Source organism: Sphingomonas sp. (assembly GCF_013816785.1).
Classification (GTDB): Bacteria; Pseudomonadota; Alphaproteobacteria; order Sphingomonadales; family Sphingomonadaceae; genus Sphingomicrobium.
In genome coordinates this window covers 16,219-37,202 of the sequence record NZ_JACDDV010000018.1, presented here as the reverse complement: position 1 = coordinate 37,202, position 20,984 = coordinate 16,219, and the positions used below count along the sequence as shown (strand labels likewise).

19 protein-coding genes and 1 pseudogene are annotated in these 20,984 nt (G+C 64.5%); 11 read left to right on the top strand and 9 right to left on the bottom strand.

Features of this window, described 5'->3' with window-relative positions; genetic code table 11:
- Window positions 1–1,430 (bottom strand): type IIL restriction-modification enzyme MmeI (locus H0W65_RS05730; protein WP_367120128.1); only part of this gene is annotated, 1,430 nt, incomplete at its 3' end.
- Between the two features lie 181 nt (window positions 1,431–1,611).
- Window positions 1,612–2,442, bottom strand: coding sequence for a nickel-binding protein (locus H0W65_RS05725; RefSeq protein ID WP_294005046.1), 831 nt, complete (start codon window positions 2,440–2,442; stop codon window positions 1,612–1,614).
- A gap of 84 nt (window positions 2,443–2,526) precedes the next feature.
- Here H0W65_RS05725 and H0W65_RS05720 point away from each other — a divergent pair, with 84 nt between their 5' ends.
- A complete protein-coding gene (locus H0W65_RS05720) occupies window positions 2,527–3,699 on the top strand; it encodes an aromatic ring-hydroxylating dioxygenase subunit alpha (RefSeq protein ID WP_294005043.1) in 1,173 nt (390 codons plus the stop codon).
- Here H0W65_RS05720 and H0W65_RS05715 read toward each other — a convergent pair.
- A complete protein-coding gene (locus tag H0W65_RS05715; protein WP_294005040.1) occupies window positions 3,641–4,981 on the bottom strand; it encodes an APC family permease in 1,341 nt (446 codons plus the stop codon). The two genes, H0W65_RS05720 and H0W65_RS05715, sit on opposite strands and share 59 nt — an antisense overlap.
- Before the next feature lie 80 nt (window positions 4,982–5,061).
- Between H0W65_RS05715 and fabD the strand changes: the two genes are divergently transcribed.
- The 5 genes from fabD (at window position 5,062) to dnaJ (ending at window position 10,513) form a co-directional block, all read left to right on the top strand.
- Window positions 5,062–5,997, top strand: a complete 936-nt coding sequence (gene fabD / locus H0W65_RS05710) for an ACP S-malonyltransferase (protein ID WP_294005037.1) — start codon at window positions 5,062–5,064, stop codon at window positions 5,995–5,997.
- Between the two features lie 40 nt (window positions 5,998–6,037).
- On the top strand, window positions 6,038–6,475 hold the full coding sequence (locus H0W65_RS05705) for a GxxExxY protein (RefSeq protein WP_294005033.1): 438 nt from the start codon (window positions 6,038–6,040) through the stop codon (window positions 6,473–6,475).
- The gene (gene fabG, locus H0W65_RS05700; RefSeq protein ID WP_294005030.1) at window positions 6,468–7,205 is read left to right on the top strand and encodes a 3-oxoacyl-[acyl-carrier-protein] reductase; all 738 of its coding nucleotides are present in this window, start codon (window positions 6,468–6,470) and stop codon (window positions 7,203–7,205) included. Before H0W65_RS05705 ends, fabG begins: the two co-directional genes overlap by 8 nt.
- A gap of 186 nt (window positions 7,206–7,391) precedes the next feature.
- Complete coding sequence (gene dnaK / locus H0W65_RS05695; protein ID WP_294005027.1) at window positions 7,392–9,329, top strand: molecular chaperone DnaK; 1,938 nt, start codon at window positions 7,392–7,394, stop codon at window positions 9,327–9,329.
- 65 nt (window positions 9,330–9,394) lie between these two features.
- Window positions 9,395–10,513 (top strand): molecular chaperone DnaJ, encoded by a 1,119-nt coding sequence (dnaJ, locus tag H0W65_RS05690; protein ID WP_294005024.1) that lies wholly within the window; start codon window positions 9,395–9,397, stop codon window positions 10,511–10,513.
- On the opposite strand, the gene H0W65_RS05685 is transcribed toward dnaJ, so the two are convergent.
- Window positions 10,502–11,341: a GAF domain-containing protein gene (locus H0W65_RS05685; protein ID WP_294005021.1), complete on the bottom strand. Its 840-nt coding sequence runs from the start codon at window positions 11,339–11,341 to the stop codon at window positions 10,502–10,504. The two genes, dnaJ and H0W65_RS05685, sit on opposite strands and share 12 nt — an antisense overlap.
- A 6-nt stretch (window positions 11,342–11,347) precedes the next feature.
- Window positions 11,348–12,673: an adenylosuccinate lyase gene (gene purB / locus H0W65_RS05680; RefSeq protein WP_294005018.1), complete on the bottom strand. Its 1,326-nt coding sequence runs from the start codon at window positions 12,671–12,673 to the stop codon at window positions 11,348–11,350.
- A 332-nt stretch (window positions 12,674–13,005) separates the two neighbouring features.
- On the opposite strand from purB, the gene H0W65_RS05675 reads away from it, so the two are divergent.
- Window positions 13,006–14,244 (top strand): sodium:proton exchanger, encoded by a 1,239-nt coding sequence (locus tag H0W65_RS05675; RefSeq protein WP_294005049.1) that lies wholly within the window; start codon window positions 13,006–13,008, stop codon window positions 14,242–14,244.
- A 119-nt stretch (window positions 14,245–14,363) separates the two neighbouring features.
- Here the strand turns inward: H0W65_RS05675 and H0W65_RS12190 are convergent, their stop codons facing one another.
- The 4 genes and pseudogenes from H0W65_RS12190 to radC all read right to left on the bottom strand — a co-directional run bounded on the left by H0W65_RS12190 (window position 14,364) and on the right by radC (window position 16,515).
- The gene (locus H0W65_RS12190) at window positions 14,364–14,441 is read right to left on the bottom strand and encodes a hypothetical protein (RefSeq protein WP_367120129.1); all 78 of its coding nucleotides are present in this window, start codon (window positions 14,439–14,441) and stop codon (window positions 14,364–14,366) included.
- A gap of 67 nt (window positions 14,442–14,508) precedes the next feature.
- Window positions 14,509–14,574: pseudogene (locus tag H0W65_RS05670) on the bottom strand (hypothetical protein); the annotation flags it as partial.
- Window positions 14,575–14,769: 195 nt separating this feature from the next.
- Window positions 14,770–15,654, bottom strand: a complete 885-nt coding sequence (locus H0W65_RS05665) for a GyrI-like domain-containing protein (RefSeq protein WP_294005015.1) — start codon at window positions 15,652–15,654, stop codon at window positions 14,770–14,772.
- Between the two features lie 168 nt (window positions 15,655–15,822).
- The gene (gene radC / locus H0W65_RS05660; protein WP_294005012.1) at window positions 15,823–16,515 is read right to left on the bottom strand and encodes a DNA repair protein RadC; all 693 of its coding nucleotides are present in this window, start codon (window positions 16,513–16,515) and stop codon (window positions 15,823–15,825) included.
- Window positions 16,516–16,620: 105 nt separating this feature from the next.
- Here radC and H0W65_RS05655 point away from each other — a divergent pair, with 105 nt between their 5' ends.
- The 4 genes from H0W65_RS05655 (at window position 16,621) to H0W65_RS05640 (ending at window position 20,984) form a co-directional block, all read left to right on the top strand.
- Window positions 16,621–19,890, top strand: coding sequence for a YdbH domain-containing protein (locus H0W65_RS05655; RefSeq protein WP_294005009.1), 3,270 nt, complete (start codon window positions 16,621–16,623; stop codon window positions 19,888–19,890).
- A gap of 11 nt (window positions 19,891–19,901) precedes the next feature.
- Window positions 19,902–20,120, top strand: coding sequence for a YnbE family lipoprotein (locus tag H0W65_RS05650; RefSeq protein ID WP_294005006.1), 219 nt, complete (start codon window positions 19,902–19,904; stop codon window positions 20,118–20,120).
- 2 nt (window positions 20,121–20,122) lie between these two features.
- A complete protein-coding gene (locus H0W65_RS05645) occupies window positions 20,123–20,494 on the top strand; it encodes a YdbL family protein (protein WP_294005003.1) in 372 nt (123 codons plus the stop codon).
- Window positions 20,495–20,642: 148 nt separating this feature from the next.
- A complete protein-coding gene (locus H0W65_RS05640) occupies window positions 20,643–20,984 on the top strand; it encodes an AtpZ/AtpI family protein (protein WP_294005001.1) in 342 nt (113 codons plus the stop codon).

The following is a 20,984-nucleotide window of genomic DNA, read 5'->3' as shown; positions in this document are numbered from 1 at the left end:
ATCCACAGCACCAGCTCGGCGATCTTGGCGGCGCGCGGGTTCTTTTCGAGCCCGTGGAACTGGCCGGGGCCGACGCGCGATGCGACCTCGCCGCTCAAATCCTCGATCGCCTGAATGACCTTGGCTTCGAGGCCGAGCAACGCCTCCATCGCGACGTAGAGGAAGTTTCCGGTGCCGCAGGCGGGGTCGAGTACGGCAACCGACGCCAGTCGGTCGTGGAAAGTACGCAGTTGGCGGAGGCGGTCCGCGGTTTCCAGCCCTTCGATGCCGGCTTCCAAAACCTCCCATTCGCCACGGAGCACCTCGGTGATCGTCGCTTCGACGATGGGCTCGACGAATGGACGCGGCGTATAGTGCGCACCAAGATGCGAGCGCTGGCTGGCGGTCAGCGCCTGTTCGAGAAGCGTACCGAAAATCGCTGGTTCGACATTCTTCCATTCATGCTCTGCGGCGGCGAGCAATTCGCCCCGCTCCGCCCGGGCCAGCTCGTAGATTCGCGTCTCGGCAAACAGGCTGCCGTTGAAATATTTGACGGGGTGCTCGAACGCGAAGGTCCAGCGGTCGGCAAGGTGGGCTTGCCCCATTTTCTGCCAAAGGTCGGCAAGTCCGCGACGGAACCCCTCGTCGTCGTTCAGCGTGCGCCGGAGGAAGTTTTTGAACGGGCGCTCGTCGGGGTCGTCGGCAAGGAGCTGGGCATCTTCCGCAAACATGCAGAACAGGATGCGCATCAGGAAGAGGCTGGTTTCCTCAAGCTCGCGCGAATGTTCCCAATCCGCCGCATTGGCCCCGCTTTTCAGGCGCTGGGTTTCCTCCAGCCAGCTGCTGACCGAGCCGAGACGCCGCGCGATGTCGCGCGTGACTTCGGCGGTAACCAGCGCAGGGTCGAGGCTTTTTGGATTGGTCCAGATCGCCCGAAATCGCTCGCGGATGTTCGGATCGCGCAGCGCCCTTAGGGGGATGCGATAGCCGGATCGGTCCGGGAAGAAGCGGTAGTCGCGCCCATTGCCGCCGTAATCGAAGTAGATTTCGAAGGCGCGGCCGACATCAAGGACGATGATGAACGGTGGCCACGGCGGGTCAGGCAGGCTTTGTGCATATCGCCGCCCCTGGCGAAATGCGCGGCGCATCAGCTCATCGTATCGCCCGCCGGTTTCAGTGGCTGGCCCGCCAAATCCGGGGAGCGACGGCAGTTCGCAGACCTTGCTCTGCTTGGCTTCAAGGATGAAATGGCCGCGCTTGTACAGATCGATGAAGCCGGTGCCGCCCTTTTCCGCGCCGCCGGAGACGGGCGCGTCGATGCGGTAATCATCCGATGGGCCGGGAGCCTCGACGCCGAGCACACCGGCGAACTCAGTCAGAAAAACCGCGTAGTTGGCGCGCTCGCTGCCCGAGCAATTTTCCCACTTGGCGATGAACTCTTCGACCGTCACGCACCCTCCACTCCCGAGCGGGGCGACCGTGCATTGGCGCGGCGGGCAGTGCAAGGGCCGTCACGGAGTGAATCCGTGACGTCGATCGGGTTCGCTTCGCGACTCGTCGGCCGGGCCTCGCCGTCTCTCGACATAGCGTCGGCGGCGCTGCGCGCCGGCGTCGCTATGCTCGGTGGCTCGGCTAGCAGCTAATCATGACTTCGCGGGTGCCGATTTTTTCGTCGAAGCCGCGGATGGTGACGCGCTTTAGATCGGCGAAGCGCATGCCTTTGCCGAGGCACAGCTCGGCAATCCCGTTGGTGACCAGCACGGTGCCCGGCTTGGCCGCGGCGCACAGCCGCGCGGCGAGGTTGACGGTGGTGCCGAAGAAGTCGTTGTCGCGCTCGATCGGCTCGCCCGCCGAAGCGCCGATGCGGATGGCGAAGGCCGGCGTTGCCTCGTCGGCCTGGGCGGCGCGTACCGCCTCCTGGATCCGGCAGGCGCATTTGACCGCGCTGACGGGTGACACGAACACCGCCATGATGCCGTCGCCGGTGTGCTTGATGACCTTGCCGTGGCTCGCCTCGACCGCTTCGCGGACGATGCGGTCGTGGACCGACAGAAGGTCGAACGCGGCCTGGTCGCCCATCCGCTGGGCCATCTCGGTCGAGCCGACGAGGTCGGTGAACAACACGCTGCGTACGGCATTGTCATATTGGTCACGGCTGCCGGGGACCATCGCCGCGCCGGCGTCGTTGACCATTCCGCCGCCGAGAAAGCCTTCGGCGAGGTCGGGATCGATCTCGATGATCTTTTCCGCCACCAGCCCGTGCGATTCGCGATGAACCGCCATGGCCGCCTCGGCATCGGGCGCCTCGACCAGACAGAAGGCCTTGCCGCATTTCTGATCGAACCAGTATTTCCGATAGTCGACGCGATGCTTCTTCTGCACATCGAGATCGGCCATGTGGGCCTTGCGCAAATCTTCCGAGCTGGCCCCGGGAACCCGATGAATGTCGAGAAACAGCGGCATGAATGCGCCCCCCAATTTCGTTACCCGGGTCAATAACCTGAATCGACCTGTTTGCGAAAGCCTGTTTGCTGATAAGAAGCCGGGATGAACGAAGCGCTGCCCATTCGGCCGATACCCGAGCCCGACGCGCTCGACGGGATGAGCTTGCCGGGTTGGCTGTATCACGACGCCGAGTTCCTGGCGGCGGAGACGCGGGCATTCCTGCGCGCGGCGCCTCAAATCGTCTGCCACGAGAGCGAGATCGCCGAGCCGGGCGAGTGGCGCAGCCTCGATTATCTGAACGAGAGCGTGATCGCCATGCGCGGCGACGATGGCGTGGTGCGGGCCTTCGCCAACGTCTGCCGCCACCGCGGATCGCGGCTGGTCGACGGTGAGGCGGGATGCGCCCGGGTGCTGACCTGCCCCTATCATGCGTGGAGCTATGGCCGTGACGGGGCGCTTCTCGGCGTGCCGCACCGGAGCGATTATCCGGGGCTGGACCCGGCCAAGTTGGGGCTGTTCCCGGTAGCGCTGGAGGCGTGGCGCGGCTTCCTGTTCGTGACGCTGGAGCCCGGCGCGCCGTCGGTGGTCGAGATGATGGCGCCCTATGAGGACGAAGTGGCGCCTTACCGGTTCGAGGAATTGCGGGCGATCGGGCGGGTGACGCTTCGCCGCCGCCCGCTCAACTGGAAGACCATCGCCGACAATTATTCGGACGCGCTGCACATTCCGGTCGGGCATCCCGGGCTGACGCGGTTGTTCGGGCGGAGCTATGGAATCGAAGCGCAGGAGCATGTCGACCGGATGGAGGGCGAGCTGCGCGAAACGCCGTCGGCCAACCCGAGCGAGCGGGCCTATCAGAAGTTTCTGCCGGAGGTGGAGTATCTGCCGCCGTCGCACCGCAAGAAGTGGCTTTATTACAAACTGTTCCCCAATGTCGCGTTCGACATTTATCCCGACCAGGTCGACTTCATGCAGTTCCTGCCGGTGTCGGCGACCGAGACGGTGATCCGCGAAATTAGCTATGCGCTGCCCGATTGTCGAAGGGAGATGAAGGTGGCGCGCTATTTGAACTGGCGGATCAACCGGCGGGTCAATGCCGAGGATACTGAGTTGATCAGCCGGGTGCAGGCGGGGATGGGCTCGCCGTCCTATATAGCCGGGCCGCTGGGGACGAGCGAAGTGTCGTTACGCGCGTTCGCTCAGAAATTGCGGCGGCTCATTCCCGAGGCGCGGCTGGAACGGTTGCCGCCGCCGGGCTGGTCGCGGCGGAACTGAAGCGGCGCGACAGCCAGCGGACCGGGAGCCCGGCGGCGGCGAGGGCGAGGCCCCACAACGTTGCCTCTAGTCCCGCGCCAATGAACATGGCGATCGCGTAAAGGATGGCGATACCGGCGAGGAGCGGCTTTTCCGCCTTCAGCTTAAGCGCTGCCAGCGCGCAGACGAGGTAAAGCACCAACGCGGAAACCGCCGAAATCAGCGCAACGAACGTGAACACCGCGACGAAGCTGTCGCTGATGCTGGCGAGAACCAGCAGGATGGCGACCACGGCGCCGGCGATGAGCGAAACGGGCGAAACGCCCGCCCGATTGGTGCGCGCGAAAGCTGGCGGCAGGTCGCCCGCATTGGCAATGGCGCGGGCGACTTCGGCCGAAAGCAAGATCAGGGCGTTCCCGGCGCCAAGCGCGCTGATCGCAGCGACGATGGCGACAAATGCGCCCGCGACGGTTCCAAGCACCGGGGCGGTCGCATCGGCGAAGGGCGCGCCCGATGCACCCGCCACTACGCTTGGCAGCAGGAACAGCACGGCGAGCGTCGCTGTGAGGTAGATGGCAGCGACGAAAACGGTGCCGTTGATCGTCGCGCTGGGCACGACGTCAGTGTCGTGGTCGGTGACATTGGCGCTCACCGCGGCGGATTCGAAGCCGGTGAACGCAAACAGCATGAGCGCCGCAGCGGCGGTAATGCCGGCCAGGCTGATCGGGGCCGAAGAGAGCGGCTCGAGCGCTTGCCCGCTGCCGAGGCGGAGCAGGACGAGCAGGACGACGAGCAGCAACGGCACGATCTTGATGAGTGTGGCCGCGACCTGGACAAACCCTGCCGATCGCGCGCCTGACATGTTGACGAGCGTCAAGGCGATGATCGAGACAATCGCGACGACGGCCAATGGAACGCCCGAACCGACGGCCGGGAAGACATAACCCAGCGCACCGCCGGCGGCGATTGCGACCGCCGCGATACCAGTCCATTGCGACACGAGATAGGTCCACATCGTGACAAACGCCGCGGTGTCGCCGAATGCCACCGTAATATAGCTGTACGGGCCACCCGGCAGGCGCCGGGCAAGCCGGGCCATGGAAAGAGCAAGGCAGACGGTACCGGCGATCGTGACCGCAAAGGCAATGACGATGTTCCAGCCATAAGGCGCGACCGTTGCCGGTAGGACGTAGATGCCGGAGCCGATGATCGTGCCGACCACCATGGCGAGGCTCATGACCCCGCCGAGGCGCTTTGATTGCGGCGGGCGAGGCGGCGGCGGCGGGGCGGCATGAAGCTCCATGGCACGGCTTTGCATCTGCGCGCGGTCTTGGCAATCGGTCAGCGCCGTCCTAGTCGCGCGGCAACAACCAGGGGATGACGATGCGCGCGTTTCTTTTTCCCGGCCAAGGCAGCCAGGCGGTCGGCATGGGCGCGGCCTTGGCTGAGGCGAGCCGCGCCGCGCGCGACACGTTCGCCGAGGTCGATGAGGCGCTCGGCCAATCGCTCTTCCGACTGATGCGCGAGGGACCCGAGGAAGAGCTCAAGCTGACCGAGAACGCGCAGCCGGCGATCATGGCGCATGCGCTAGCGGTGTTCGCGGCGCTGACCCGCGAGGGCGGGGTCGAGCTGGGCAGGGCCGCGAGCTTCGTCGCCGGGCATAGCCTCGGCGAATATTCGGCGCTTTCGGCGGCGGGGTCGTTCGACCTGGCGACGACGGCCAAACTATTGAAGCTGCGCGGGCGGGCGATGCAGGCGGCGGTGCCGGTCGGTATGGGTGCGATGGCGGCGCTGCTCGGCGCCGATATCGAGCTCGCCCAGAAGATCGCCGAGGCAGCTGCGCAGGGCGAGGTGTGCACCGTCGCCAACGACAATGATCCTTCGCAGGTCGTCATTTCGGGGCACGTGGGCGCGATCGAGCGGGCGATCGGACTAGCCAAGGAAATGGGCGCCAAGCGGGCGCTTTTGCTGCCGGTGTCGGCGCCGTTCCACTGTCCATTGATGCAGCCCGCCGCCGATGCCATGGCCGAGGCGCTGGCCGCGACCGAAATCAAGGCCCCCAACGTGGCGCTCTACGCCAACGTCACCGCCGCGCCGGTGCTCGATCCGGGGACGATCCGCGAGCAGCTGGTCGAGCAGGTCACCGGCATGGTCCGCTGGCGCGAAAGCATCGCCAACATGGCTGCGGCCGGGGTCGAGGAGTTCGTCGAGCTGGGGGGCAAGGTGCTCGGCCCCATGGTTAAGCGCATCGCCCCCGACGCCAGGGTGACGAGCGTGGTGACCATGGAAGATATCGAAGCGCTGGCGAAATCACTTTAGGAGTTCGCGCAGAGGCGCAGAGGCGCAGAGAGGGTTTCGCGTGATCGATATTAATCGGATTAGCGGTGACGTGATCGATGTGGCCTTACGTCTTCACCGCGAGCTCGGTCCCGGACTTCTTGAATCAGTTTATGAAATGGTGCTCGCCGCACGGCTTTCGCAAATGGGCTATTCGGTCGCTCGCCAGCGAGCGATCGACATTGAGTTTGAAGGCCTGCAATTTCCGGCGGCGTTCCGCATCGATTTGCTGGTGGACGAGCGATTGCTCGTCGAGATCAAGTCGGTCGAGCGACTGAGCGCGGTTCACAGCAAGCAGCTGTTGACCTATTTGCGGCTGACTAAGCAGCCCGTGGGGTTGCTTCTCAACTTTGGCGGCGAGACGCTGAAGGGAGGGATTAGAAGGCTCGTCAACGATCACCGATCTCTCTGCGCCTCTGCGCCTCTGCGCGAACAAATTGAAGGATCGACGAATGTTTGACCTCAACGGAATGACGGCATTGGTGACGGGGGCTTCGGGCGGGTTGGGGAGTTCGATTGCGCGCGCGCTCAGCGCTCAGGGCGCTCGGCTGGCCTTGTCGGGGTCCAACGCGGCCAAGCTCGAGGCGTTCGCCAAGGAGTTGGGCGGCGATCATGTGGCGCTGGTGTGCGATCTTGGCGATGCGGCCCAGGTTGACCAGTTGGTGCCGCGCGCGGTCGAAGCACTGGGCAAGCTCGATATTCTCGTCAACAACGCCGGGGTGACTCGCGACAACCTCGCCATGCGGATGAAGGACGAGGAGTGGGACCAGGTGATCCGCGTCAATTTAGAAGCCGCGTTCCGGCTGATGCGCGCCGCCTGCAAGCCGATGATGCGCGCCCGCTTCGGGCGGATCGTGTCGGTGACCTCGGTGGTCGGGGTGACCGGCAATCCGGGGCAGGCCAATTATGTCGCATCGAAAGCGGGCCTGATCGGCATGTCCAAGGCGATCGCGCAGGAAGTCGCCAGCCGCGGCATCACGGTCAATTGCGTCGCGCCCGGGTTCATGACCTCGGCGATGACCGATGCGCTGAATGAGCAGCAAAAAGCCGGCATATTGTCGCGCATTCCCGCCGGCGCGATGGGCGCTGGGGAGGATGTCGGCACGGCGGTGGTCTATCTCGCCAGCCGCGAGGCTGGCTATGTCACCGGGCAGACGCTGCACGTCAACGGCGGGATGGCGATGCCGTAAAGGCAGGGGAGAACGCCGGCTCTTGCTGTCTCTTCGATACAAGCGAGGTTTCGCTTCGCAAATCATCGCTTGTCCTCGGCAGCTTGCAACCCTTGTCGGGTTGCTGAGCGCACCTATATCGCCTCCAATCATTCAATACGCGGGCGCATCGATTGGCGCCCGAGGGGCTAATAGAGGGCAGAGACTATGGCAAAAGTGATCGGGATCGATCTGGGCACGACCAACAGCTGCGTCGCGGTGATGGAGGGCGGCAAGCCCAAGGTGATCGAGAATAGCGAGGGTGCGCGCACCACTCCGTCGGTGGTCGCCTTCACCAAGGAGGGTGAACGGCTGATCGGCCAGCCGGCCAAGCGCCAGTCGGTGACCAATCCCGACAATACGATCTTCGCGGTCAAGCGGCTGATCGGCCGGCGTTTCGACGATCCGATCACCAAGAAGGACACCGAACTGGTGCCTTACAAGATCGTCAAGGGCAGCAATGGCGACGCGTGGGTCCAGGCGGGCGGCAAGGATTATTCGCCGTCGCAGATCTCGGCCTTCACGCTCCAGAAGATGAAGGAAACCGCCGAGGCCTATCTCGGCGAGACGGTCACCCAGGCGGTGATCACCGTTCCAGCCTATTTCAACGACGCGCAGCGCCAGGCGACCAAGGACGCCGGGCAGATCGCGGGCCTCGAAGTGCTGCGGATCATCAACGAGCCGACCGCTGCGGCGCTCGCCTATGGGCTGGACAAGAACGACGGCAAAACGATCGCGGTCTATGACCTTGGCGGCGGCACCTTCGACGTGTCGATCCTCGAGATCGGCGACGGGGTGTTCGAGGTCAAGTCGACCAACGGCGATACGTTCCTGGGCGGCGAGGATTTCGACGCCAAGATCGTCGAGCATCTGGCCGACAAGTTCAAGGCCAAAGAAGGCATCGACTTGAAGACCGACCGGCTCGCGCTGCAGCGGCTCAAGGAGGCCGCCGAGAAGGCCAAGATCGAGCTGTCGTCGGCGCAATCTACCGAGATCAACCAGCCGTTTATCACCGCGCGGATGGAAGGCGGGCAGACGACCCCGCTTCACTTGGTCGAGACGATCACTCGCGCCGACCTTGAGAAGTTGGTCGCCGACCTCATCAACCGCACCCTCGAGCCGTGCAAGAAGGCGATCAAGGACGCCGGCATCGACGCCAGCGCGATCGACGACGTCGTGCTGGTCGGCGGCATGACCCGCATGCCCAAGGTGCGCGACGTGGTGAAGGAATTCTTCGGCAAGGAGCCGCACATCGGCGTCAACCCGGACGAAGTCGTCGCCATGGGCGCGGCGATCCAGGCCGGCGTGCTGCAGGGCGATGTTAAGGATGTGCTGCTGCTCGACGTGACGCCGCTGAGCCTCGGCATCGAAACGCTGGGCGGAGTGTTCACGCGGATGATCGACCGCAACACCACCATCCCGACCAAGAAGAGTCAGACCTTCTCGACCGCCGACGACAACCAGAATGCGGTGACCATCCGCGTCTTCCAGGGCGAGCGGGAAATGGCGAGCGACAACAAGGCGCTCGGCCAGTTCGACCTGGTCGGAATCCCTCCGGCGCCGCGCGGTGTGCCGCAGATCGAGGTCACGTTCGACATCGACGCCAACGGCATCGTCAACGTCCACGCCAAGGACAAGGGCACCGGCAAGGAACAGCAGATCAAGATCCAGGCCTCTGGCGGCCTCAGCGACGCCGATATCGACCAAATGGTCAAGGACGCGGAGAAGTTTGCCGACGAGGACAAGAAGCGCCGCGAAGGTGCTGAGGCCAAGAACCAGGCCGAAAGCCTGATCCACTCGACCGAAAACCAGCTCAAGGAGCATGGCGACAAGGTCGACGAGGCCCTCAAGACCGAGATCGAGGCCGCGGTGGCCGAGGCGAAAACCGCGGTCGAGGGCGGCGATCCCGAGGCGATGAAGACCAAGACCGAGGCGCTCGCCCAAGTGGCGATGAAGCTGGGCCAGGCGATCTACGAAAAGAGCCAAGCCGAGGGCGCCGATGCGACCGCGACGGGAACCGCGGATGCGACCGCCGAAGCGGCCCCGGCCGACGAGGACGTGGTCGATGCCGAATTTTCGGAAGTCGACGACGATAAAAAGGCTTAAGGGATGACGATCGCGGTGCCGGCTGAAGCTCAGTCGGCGCCGCTTGTCTTGCGTGGGGGACCGTGATGGTCAGCGAGGACTATTACGAACTGCTCGGCATCGCGCGCGATGCCGACGCGGCGACGATCAAGTCGGCTTACCGAAAACTGGCGATGCAATGCCATCCCGACCGGCACGGCGGCTGCACCGATCAGGAAACCAAGTTCAAGGCGCTGTCCGAGGCCTATGACTGCCTCAAGGATCCGCAAAAGCGCGCCGCCTACGACCGCTTCGGCCACGCCGCCTTCCAGAATGGCGCGGCGGGCGGGCCATTTGGCGGCGGGCAGGGGTTCGAGGGTTTTTCCGACATTTTTTCGTCGATCTTCGGCGAGTTCATGGATCCGCGCGCGCAACAGGCCAGCGCGGCGCGCGGGTCCGACCTGCGCTACGATCTGGAACTGAGCCTGGAGGAGGCTTTTGCCGGGGTCGAAAAAACGATCGCCATCCAAGCGCTGGCGGCGTGCGAGACGTGCAACGCGTCGGGATCGCGCGGTCAGTCGGCGGCACGCACCTGCGCGACCTGCGGCGGCGCGGGCAAGGTGCGCGCCAAACAGGGCTTCTTCGTGGTCGAACGCGGCTGCCCGACCTGCATGGGATCGGGCCAGACGGTGGCCGATCCGTGCGGCGCCTGCGACGGCGAAGGGCGCGCGCTCAAGAATCGCAAATTAAACGTCAACATTCCCGCCGGGGTTGACGACGGCACCCGCATTCGCGTCGCCGGCGAAGGTGAGACGGGGGTGCGCGGCGCGACGCCGGGCGACCTTTATTTGTTCGTCCACATGAAGCGCCACGCCCTCTTTCAGCGTGAGGGCGCGACGTTGATCGCCGAGGCACCGATTAGCTTCACCATCGCCGCGCTGGGCGGGACGATCGCCATTCCGGCCATCGACGGCGAAATGATCGACATCAAGATTCCCGCGGGCATCCAGTCCGGCGAAACGCTGCGCCATCGCGGCGGGGGGATGAGCGTGCTCAACGCGCGCGGCCGCGGCGATCTGATGACGCGCATCCTGGTCGAAACGCCAACCAGGCTGTCGAAGGAGCAAAAGGCGATCCTCGAACAATTTCGTGGCACCGAGACCGGCGACGAATGCCCGGCGAGCAAGGGCTTCTTCAGCCGCATCCGCGACAAGCTAGGCACGTAACACCGCCGAACGCAGTCGGGCGACCTCGAGCCTCAGGCCGAGAATCCGGGCGAACAGCCGCGCAATGTTCCGCCGTTCCAGGTTCAAATGGCGTGGCGATTGGTGCTGGCAACAGATCAAGCCCCATGGCTTACCACTGCCGGAGAGGGGAAATGCCACGGCCGCGCGCGCGCCGGTGCCCACCAGCCAGTCCCGTTCCTCGTGCGAGGGGACACGCAGGGCAGAGTGGAGCGCGCCGACACCGCAGCCCCGCGCGAGGCGGATGAGGACTGGCGCCATGTCGAGATCGACGATCATGACTTCAGCTCCGCCAGGGGTCGATAATGGCCGGGAGCAGGACCTCCGCGCGGATAGTGCGATCCGTTCCTCGCCTATCCAGACCGATACCTGATCGAATCCGGTCAGCGCGCGCACCTGGCGAGCGGCCTGCTCGCAAAGCTGCGCGACATCGTCGATTTCCTCGCTCCGCGCGAGCATTCCTTCGATGATGCCCGTCGCGTCTCCGAAGCCACGGTCGGAACAGCGCTCGGCGTCGAGGCCGTAGCCGCTGCCCGAATGACGGATCGAAAGATCGAACGGCTCGCCACCATCGACCAGGACGATCCGGAACAGATGTTCGACCGCCTCGCTCCCGCGCAACAACGCCATACGATTGCGAATATCGTGGATCGCACTTTCCGAAAATAGCCCGGTGACGGACTGGCCGATGATGGCGTCAACGGATACGGGCAGGAAATCGGCGATATTGGTCGACACCGCGCTGACGCGCCAATCGCTGGCAAGTTGGACATGAAACCCGATCGGCTGAATTGCCAGGGCCTCGGCCATCGCGGATCAATCCTGCCCGCCGAACACGCGCGCGAAAATCGTGTCGATCCGTTTGAAATGATAATCGAGGTCGAACAGCGCTTCGAGTTCGGCGTCGGACAAGCGCTCCGCGACTTGGGGGTCGGCCTTGAGCAGGTCGAGCAATTGCATCTGCCCGTCCGACTCCCATACCTTCATCGCGTTGCGCTGGACCAGCGCGTAGCTGTCTTCCCGACTTAGGCCCGACTGGGTCAGGGCGAGGAGCACGCGCTGCGAATGGATCAGGCCGCCCATGCGGTCGAGGTTCTTTTGCATCCGCTCGGGGTAGATCAGCAGCTTGTCTATCACGCCGGTCAGGCGGGCGAGCGCGAAGTCGAGGGTGATGCAGGCGTCGGGGCCGATGAACCTTTCGACCGACGAGTGCGAGATATCGCGCTCGTGCCACAGCGCGACATTCTCCATCGCCGGAACCACCGCCGCGCGGACCACCCGAGCGAGGCCGGTAAGATTTTCGGTCAGCACCGGGTTGCGCTTGTGCGGCATCGCCGAGCTGCCCTTCTGCCCAGGCGCGAAATATTCCTCGACTTCGAGCACTTCGGTGCGCTGCAGGTGACGGATCTCGACCGCGAGCCGCTCGACCGAGCTGGCGATGACGCCGAGCGCCGCAAAGAACATCGCGTGGCGATCCCGTGGAATGACTTGCGTGGAGGTTGGCTCGGGGAGGAGGCCAAGTTTCTTCGCGACATGCGCTTCGACCGCCGGATCGATGTTGGCATAGGTGCCGACCGCGCCGGAGATGGCGCAAGTGGCGATATCGGCGCGCGCGGCAATCAGGCGGGCGCGGCAGCGGTCGAACTCGGCAAAGGCCTGCGCGAGCTTGAGCCCGAACGTCACTGGCTCGGCGTGGATGCCGTGGCTGCGGCCGATGGTCGGGGTCAACTTATGCTCGAAAGCGCGGCGCTTGAGGACGGCCAGAAGCGCGTCGAGATCGTCGAGCAGCAAGTCGGCCGATTGCTTGAGCTGCACCGCCAGCGAGGTGTCGAGCACGTCGCTGCTGGTCATCCCCTGGTGAAGCCAGCGGCGCTCCGGACCCAATTTCCCGCCCGCCCAGGTGAGAAAAGCGATGACGTCATGTTTGGTGACCGCGTCGATCGCGTCGATCGCCGGCACGTCGATCTCGCCAAGCACATCGGCATCGTAGGCGCCGCGGATAGTGGCCGCATCCTCGGCGGGGATCATCCCCACCTCGCCCATCGCCTCGGCCGCGAACACCTCGATATCCCACCAGATGCGGTAGCGGTTTTCGGATGACCATATGGCGGTCATGGCGGGACGAGAATAGCGGGGAACCATGGTGGCGCGGCTAGCAGGGGCGGGAAGAAGTCGCAATCCACCGGGCGCAAGCGACGAGGTATCGCGAACGTTCCCAATGTTCGCATTAATAGCGAAGAATTCAGCGGGTTCAAAACCAGAACTGATTTGCGTTCCTAGTCAACCTGAGAAAGAGCCCCGCAACTCGGTTTGCCCGATTTGGCGACTGTAGGAAAGCGGACATCCGGATTTGTCTTCGATGCGGCTGCTTATGGGCGTAAAATCGAGGTGGACATCCCGCCCGCATCGTGGCTCTCAGTGCCGGGATTCTACACGCAAGGATTTTGCCCATGATGAGGTTTTGGCGCGCAGTGATGCTGGCGGTCCTTGGCCTGCTGCCCGGTCTCTATTTCCGCTTCGCCGCAATTCCCTTGCCACCGCTTACCGAGATGGCCGTTTCCGGGGCGGCAATGCTATCCGCTGGCTTCCTGCTCTCTTGGGGTGTCGAAGCCGCCGAAGAGCATATCTCGCGTGGACTGGCACTGGCGGTGCTGGCCCTCATCACCGTGCTGCCGGAATATGTCATCGACCTTTATTATGCGTTTCAGGCGGGTCGCGATCCCAGCTCCAACTATGTGCAATACGCCGCCGCCAACATGACTGGGGCCAACCGTCTTCTGGTCGGGCTGGGCTGGCCGGCGATCGCCCTGCTTTACTGGTGGCGCAGCGGCAAACGCGCGGTGGAATTGAACCGCGGCAACGCGGTTGAAGTTTCCTTCCTCGCGATCGGTAGCATCTACTCCTTCGTCATCGTGCTCAAAGGGCAGATCGACTGGACGGATTTCGTCATCCTGTTTGCGCTGTTCGGTGGATATCTTTGGCGCCTCGGCAAAATGCCGCGCGGAAATGATGACGACGACGATGATGATGAAGGCGAGGAAGTCGGACCCGCAGCGGCGTTGTCCACTCTACCGCGCTCTCAGCAATTCAAGATCATCGGCGGACTCGCAATCGCCGCCGGCGCCGTAATCCTCCTTGAGGCGGAGCCTTTCGCGCAGGCGTTGATCGGCGGCGCCGGTGCGCTGGGGGTGAGCGAGTTCCTGTTGATCCAGTGGCTGGGGCCGTTGGCCAGTGAGACCCCCGAGATCATCATCATGGTGCTGTTCACGCTCAGCCTTCGCCCCGGCTACGCGCTGGGGGCGCTGATCAGCGACAAGATCAACCAATGGACGCTTTTGGTGGGATCCTTGCCGATCATCTATTCACTGGGAGCAGGTCGTCTTCTGGCCCTGCCGCTCGACGGCAGGCAGAAGGAAGAGTTTTTCCTGACCGCGGCGCAGTCGCTGTTCGCGGTCGCCCTGCTCCTGAAGCTTCGCTTTGGTCTGCGCAGCGCAGGCATATTGCTTGGGCTGTTTCTTGGACAGTTTGTGATCGCCGTTGTGCTCCAGCACGATGAAGCGCGTCTGATCACAACCCTGACGGCCTTTGCCTGGTTTTACATGGCGGCCGCGGCCGGACTGTTTTTCATCAACCGGCGGGTACTGGTCGACCTCGCTCGCTTTGGCGTCCGGGCGCCGGCAAAAATCTCCGACTCCGCTTCGCCCAGCGATTGATGAAGGACGTTCGGCGACCATCCAGACCACCATTCTCAGCCAGCAGACTTGCCCGCAAATCGCCGGCGTGCCGGCCTCAAACGTCCGCAATGCGTCGAGCGTAGGCCTAGGCGGTCCGACTAAATCAACCCCAGCGCCTTCATGCTGCTCCGCCCTTGGCTGCCGACGATGACATGGTCGTGGACGGTGATCTTCATGTGGCGGCCGGCTTTCGACGAGGTCCCTGGTCAGGCGAATGTCCTGGTGGCTAGGACTGGGGTGGCCCGACGGGTGGTTGTGGACGATGATGATCGCGGTGGCGCTGGCGGAGAGGGCCGCGGATATTCCCAATGTTCACGGTTGCCATGAGGTTTTTAGGTCGTCATTTCCTATCCGTTAGCAAAGCGCAGAATGAGAAATAGCCATGACGTTCATGGCACAACTGTACTGCCGTAGGACAGGCTTTTCGGCGGTGTCAGCTTGGGTGTTGGATAGCGGCCTGTCCGCTTCCCGCGATCGGAAGGGACAAGCGGCCATCCGACGGCGCTATTTCAGCGGCAGAAACAACTCCACGACGACTTCATGTATCGGCACCTCCGGGGTCAAGGATAGTCGGCGTCGACAATAGATCGGGAAGTCGCGTGCTTCCTCGCCGCTGGCCGGAAGCCAATCACGATAAAGATAGAGCACGGCGGGCTCGAGATTGTTGGTATTGCCGGGGTAGCGCAGCACCGCGCAGCGTCCGCCGGGGATCACGCCAGCCTTCACCTGCTCGTCGTTTGTCTCGATCGCCTGGTCAGTCTCAGCGCACAGGTCAATGCTATAGTCTTCCGGGACTGCGGGAGACCTCTCGGAGCGGAAGACCATGAAGGTTGGGCTTGCCTCGGGCGACAGGCCAGCCGCCTTACGCCAGGCCCTGAACCGCTGGATCGTATGGCCGAGCTTCGCCCGGTCGCCCCGATGCTCCATGATCGCCACCGGCGTCGGGGGCACATCGCGGATCGTCACGTCGTCTTGGTCAAAGATTATCTGCATGAGCTTGCTCCTCGCATTGTCTAAAGGCCCGAAGGCCGCAAGCCACGGCTCCCAATCGGGAGACTTCCGGAACGACGAAGGCGATTGTCCGAACCGTTGTCGAAAGGCGCGGGCGAAGGCATCCGGTGCGTCGTAACCGGCATCCATCGCGATGTCCGTGACGCTTTGGGCGTCCCCGTCGGCCAGCCCGTACGAAGCGCGCTTCATTCGGGCGAGCTGGACATAGCGATGCACGGACAACCCGAAGGTTGACGTGAACTGCCGGTGGAAATGGTATTTCGAGAACGCCGCGACGCCACTCATCGCTTCCAAATCCAGATCGTCGTCCAGATGCTGGTCTATGTGGTCCAGCACCCGCTGCATCCGGGCATGGTAGTTTTCAAGTGCCGCCTTCATCGCTCTGTCCTCCGTGGCGACATCAGCTAGGCGCTCGCGGACATGAAGCGCTCGACCGATCTTGCGGTTTGACATGGACCGACCAGTGCCCGCCAGCGGCCGCTTACTAGCGCCTCTGATCTACCCGTGAACGGCAAGATAGGCCGATCGCGGACGCCGTTCGCCCCCTCAAATCAACCCCAGCGCCTTCATGCTGCTCCGCCCTTGGCTGCCGACGATGACATGGTCGTGGACGGTGATCTTCATGTGGCGGCCGGCTTCGACCAGGTCCCTGGTGAGGCGGATATCTTGCTGGCTGGGGCTGGGGTCGCCCGAGGGGTGATTGTGGACGATGATGATCGCGGTCGCGCCGAGCGCTATGGCGCGGGCGATGACCTCGCGGACATGGACCGAAGCTTCGTCGACCGAGCCGCGCCACATCGCCTCGTTGGCGATCAGCATGTTCTTGGCATTGAGGAACAGCACGCGCACTTCCTCGATAGCGCTGTGGGCCATCGCCGCCGAGAGATAATCGCCGAGCGCGTCCCAGCTCGACAGGATCGGCCGGCCCTCGATTCGGGTCTCAAGCAGCCGCAGAGCGCTTGCCTCCGCGATCTTGAGCGCTCCGATCACGCCATCGCTGAGCCCCTCGCGACGCAGGGTGTCGGCGTCGGCGGCGAGCAGCGGCCCGATCCCGCCGAAGCGAGCAATGAGCTCCTTGGCCTGGTCCTTGGTGTCGCGACGGGGAATGGCTAAGGCCAGCAGATATTCGACCAGCTCATGGTCGAGCAGCGCCTTGCCGCCGCCGTCGAACAGCCGCTGACGAAGCCGGGCGCGGTGGCCGGAGGCGCTGGGCGCGCCGCGGGGCTGGTCATCGGCCATTGGGGCCGATGCTAAGGTCGCACTGGCGGATCGACAAGCGCCAAGCGTGACGCCTACGGAACGATAAGGCGGAACGGTCGGCGTCGCGGGAGGTTTTCAAGCGGGATGAGTGAGAGCGATCACGATGGCCGACCCGGAAAGGTGGCGGAAGAGCTGAGCGAGGACGGGCTGATCGAGCCGGTTGTCGTTCGGGACCATGGCCATTGGCATCGCGTCTGGCGGATCACGCGTCGTGGCCTGCTGATCATCCTGGCCCTGGCGCTGATTGCCTTCGCCGCAGTGTGGATATTCCGCAAACCACTGGCCAACGACCTGATCCGCGACGAACTCGCCAAGCGCGGCGTCGCCGCCAGCTACACGCTCGACCGGGTAAGCCTGCGCACCCAGCAGGTCAGCAACCTTGTCATCGGCGACCCGGCCAAGCCCGACCTGGTGGCTCGGCGGGCGGTGATCCAGGTCCGGATCAAGTGGAACGGCAGCTTCGAAGTTTATCGCGTCGCCGCGCGGGGCGTGCGGCTGCGCGGCCGGGTGATCGGCAACAAGGTCAGTTGGGGCCAGATCGACAAGCTGCTGCCGCCGCCGAGCGGCAAGCCGTTCACGCTGCCGAACCTGGTCGTCGACTTGAAGGACGCGACCGTCGCGCTGGCGACGCCTTACGGCCCGCTCGGCTTTGCGGTCGAAGGACGCGGCAATTTGTCGGGCGGGTTCAAGGGGCGGCTGGCAGTCGTTGCCCACGCACTCAGGCCCGGCGCCTGCACGCTCGACCAATTTCGCGGCATGGTGAAGCTCGGGGTCACCGCCCGCCGGCCGCATGTCGTCGGACCGATCGGCGCGAAGGCGTTCGCCTGTCCGGCGAGCAATCTCGTCCTCGGCGCGCCGAGGATGGACATAGATTCGCAATTTTCCGAAGGCTTCGACCAATTCGACGGCAAGGGGCGGATGACGTTCGCGTCGGCGGTAGCAGGCGTCAACGGACTGGCTAACGTCACCAGCAACGTTACATTCAAAGGTACGCCGACGACCATAATCGGCCGGATCAACCTTGGCGCCCAGCAGGCGCGGTTGGCGCAAATCCTGGCGCAGAGAACGCGATTCGACGGACGCTACCGGCTCGATGCGCGGCGCGGCGGGCTGATTTTGGTCGGCGACTATGGCGCGGCCGGCGTGGCGCTGGCGCCAGGCTTGACCGCCGGGCTGACCGGTCCGCTCGCTTCGGCCAAAGGCACGCCGTTAGGCCCGATCGCCAACGCGATCTCGGGAGCTATCACCAGCGCAGTCCGGCGCTTCGATGTCGACGGCTCGCTGCGGCTGATCAACCGGCGGGGCGGCGGCGGGGTACGGATCGAATCCGCGCGTGCTCGCATGGCCAGCGGCGCCCGGATCAACATATCCGGCGGCGACGGCGTGACCTATTATTGGCCGGGCAACCGCATCCGTTTCAACGGGACGGTCAGGACGCAGGGCGGCGGGCTGCCAACCGCGCGCGTGACACTCAGTCAGCCGAGGAGCGGCGCGCCGATGAGCGGCACCGCCGACTTCGCGCCCTATGCGGCGGGCGGGGCCAAGATCACCTTGTCGACGATTCGCTTTGCCGCGCGTCCCGGAGGCTGGACCGAGGTCGACGCGGTCGCCTTGCTCGACGGACCCTTCTCCAGCGGGCGCGTGGTCGGGTTGCGGGTGCCGATCCATGGCCGCTTCGGCGCTGGCGGTGCATTGCGCTTTGGCGAAGGATGTATCGACGCGGGTTTCGCCAGCCTGACGGCGGGGGCACTTCGGCTGGGCCCGACGCGGCTTCCGCTGTGCGCGACCCAGGGGGCGATCGTTACCCGGCCTGCGGGCGGCGCCGTTCGCGTTGGCCTTGCGACCCAAAACGTCCGGTTGCGCGGGGCGATCGGCAAATCGCCCTTCGCGCTCAACGCCCGGCTGGCGCGGCTGGTCGGCAGCAACGCGTTCGACGCCAGCGGCATTGCGGTGCGGATGGGCCAAGCCGACACGCCGGTGCTGATCAACGCCAAGCAGGTCAAGGGCAGCTTTGGCGGCGCCGGGGTCAACGGAACGTTCGCCGGAACCGATGCGATCATCGGCAAGGTGCCGCTATTGCTGAGCGACGCTTCGGGCAAATGGCGGCTCAACGATGGAAATCTCGCGCTCGACGGCGGGCTGACCGTGTCCGACCGCGCCGAGCCGTCCAAATTCTATCCGCTCAAGAGCAACGACGTGCACTTCACGCTGGCCGACAACATGATCCGCGCGACCGGCAGTTTGCGCCATCCCGATAGTGGCACCAAAGTTAGCGACGTGACGATCATTCACAACCTTCGTAATGGAACCGGCAATGCCCTGCTGGACGTGCCGGGTATCCGCTTTGGGCCCGGCCTTCAGCCCGAGGAACTGACCCGTCTTGCCGCCGGAGTGATCGCGCTGGTCAGGGGCGAAGTGCGCGGACAAGGCCGGGTCGACTGGAATGGCGCCGGCAAGGTCACCTCGACCGGTGATTTTACCACCGACGGCACCGACCTGGCCGCGACTTTCGGCCCGGTCACCGGCGTTAAGGGAACGATCCATTTTACCGACCTGCTCGGCCTCCGGACCGCGCCCGGCCAGACGCTGACGTTGGCAACCGTCAACCCCGGCATCCTGGTCGAAAATGGGGTCATCCGCTATCAGCTGCTGCCCAATCAGCTCGTCAAGGTCGAGCGCGGGGAATGGCCTTTCATGGGCGGGCGGCTGATCCTTCAGGAAACGATCCTCAACTTCGGCCGCAACGCGCCCAAGCGGCTGACGTTCGAAGTCGTCGGGCTTAACGCCAAGACATTCGTCGACACGATGGGCTTCGCCGAGATCAATGCCACCGGCACGTTCGATGGCGTGTTGCCGATGATCTTCGACGACGAAGGCGGGCGGATCGTCGGCGGTCGGCTCGACAGCCGCCAAGGCGGCGGGACGTTGGCCTATAACGGCGTCGTCAACCGCGCCAACCTCGGCATGATGGGCGGGTTCGCGTTCGACGCGCTGCGCGATCTCAAGTTCAAGTCGATGATCATCCGCCTCGACGGCTATCTCGACGGCGAATTCGCCTCCCGGCTGACGGTGGAGGGCGTCGGGCTTGGCAACACCAGCGCGCAGCGGCTGATCCGTTCGATCAACAAGATCCCGTTCAAGTTCAATGTGAGCATCAAGGGACCGTTCCGCGCCCTGATCGCCACCGCCAAGAGCTTCCGCGACCCGACCACGGTGATCGAGCCGACGCTGCCACGCCCGCTCGACAAGGTGCCGGGGATCGTTTTCGAGACCCGTCGCCAGGAAGAGAGTCAGCAGCAGACCCAAACGCCGGTCGAGCAAAAAATTACGCCCACCCCTAAGAGCAAGCCATGAGGATGAAGCCCATGCCGAGACACCGCCTGCTGCCCGCCGCCTGCGGCGCGGCCCTGATGTTGCCGCTGGGCGGCTGCATCACCGTCGACACACCCGACAAGCCTATCGAGATCAATTTGAACGTCACCATCCGCCAGGAGGTGGTCGTCAGGTTGCAGAAGGACGTCGAGCAGCTGATCAACCAGAACCCTGATGCCTTTCCGCAGACGGCGCCGCCGAGGCAGAAATGAGATTGAGGCTGACAATGGTGCTGGCCGCGATGGCGGCGATGGGAGGTGCCCCGGCGGCCGCCCAGGAGCCGCCCATTGTCGTCCAGGCGCGCGGCGCGGGGCTGATTGGCGAGCGGTTCGACGGCTATCTAGGCTACGTCACGGCCCCGTCCGACGCGCTTCGCCGCCAAGTCAGCACGATCAACATTCGCCGCCGGTCGCTCTATTCGAACCTCGCCGCGAGCCGCAAGGCGACGCCGCAGGAAGTCGGCATTGCCGCTTCCTGCACCTTGTTCGCGCGCGTGCCGGTGGGGGGATATTATCTGGCCAGCGAGGGCGGATGGCAGCGCCGCGCGCCGGGACAAGCAGCGCCGCGCCCCGATTATTGCGGCTAAGCGGGCTTCGAGGGCCTCCAACCGGTTGACTAAATGCGGCGCGCTTCATAAAGGGGCGGCGCCTTGGCGGGCTCTGACGCCGCCATGTTCCTTGCCTTTCGCGAGCGCGCTTCACAAGCGTCGCCGCGCACATGAGGAGTGAAGGGTCATGGCTGTGGACGAGAACGAACAGGATGCACATTCCCCGCAGGATGCCCGCCTGACGTCGCTCGACCAGCGGCTCGACCGGGCCAAGCGCGAGGAAGCCCTTCGGGCCGGCACCAAGCCGTCCGAAGAGTCGCAACGGCTGATCCGATCGGTCGGCATGCGCATCCTGTCCGACCTTATCGGGCTGCCGTTCGGCGCCGGCCTTATTGGCTGGCTGCTCGACCGGTGGGCCGGGACGACGCCTTGGGTGATGCTGGCGATGCTGTTCCTGGGGTTCGGCCTTGCCGTCAGAAGCGTCATGCGCGCAGCGAATCAGCGCCCCGGCGAGGGCAGTGGGAAATAA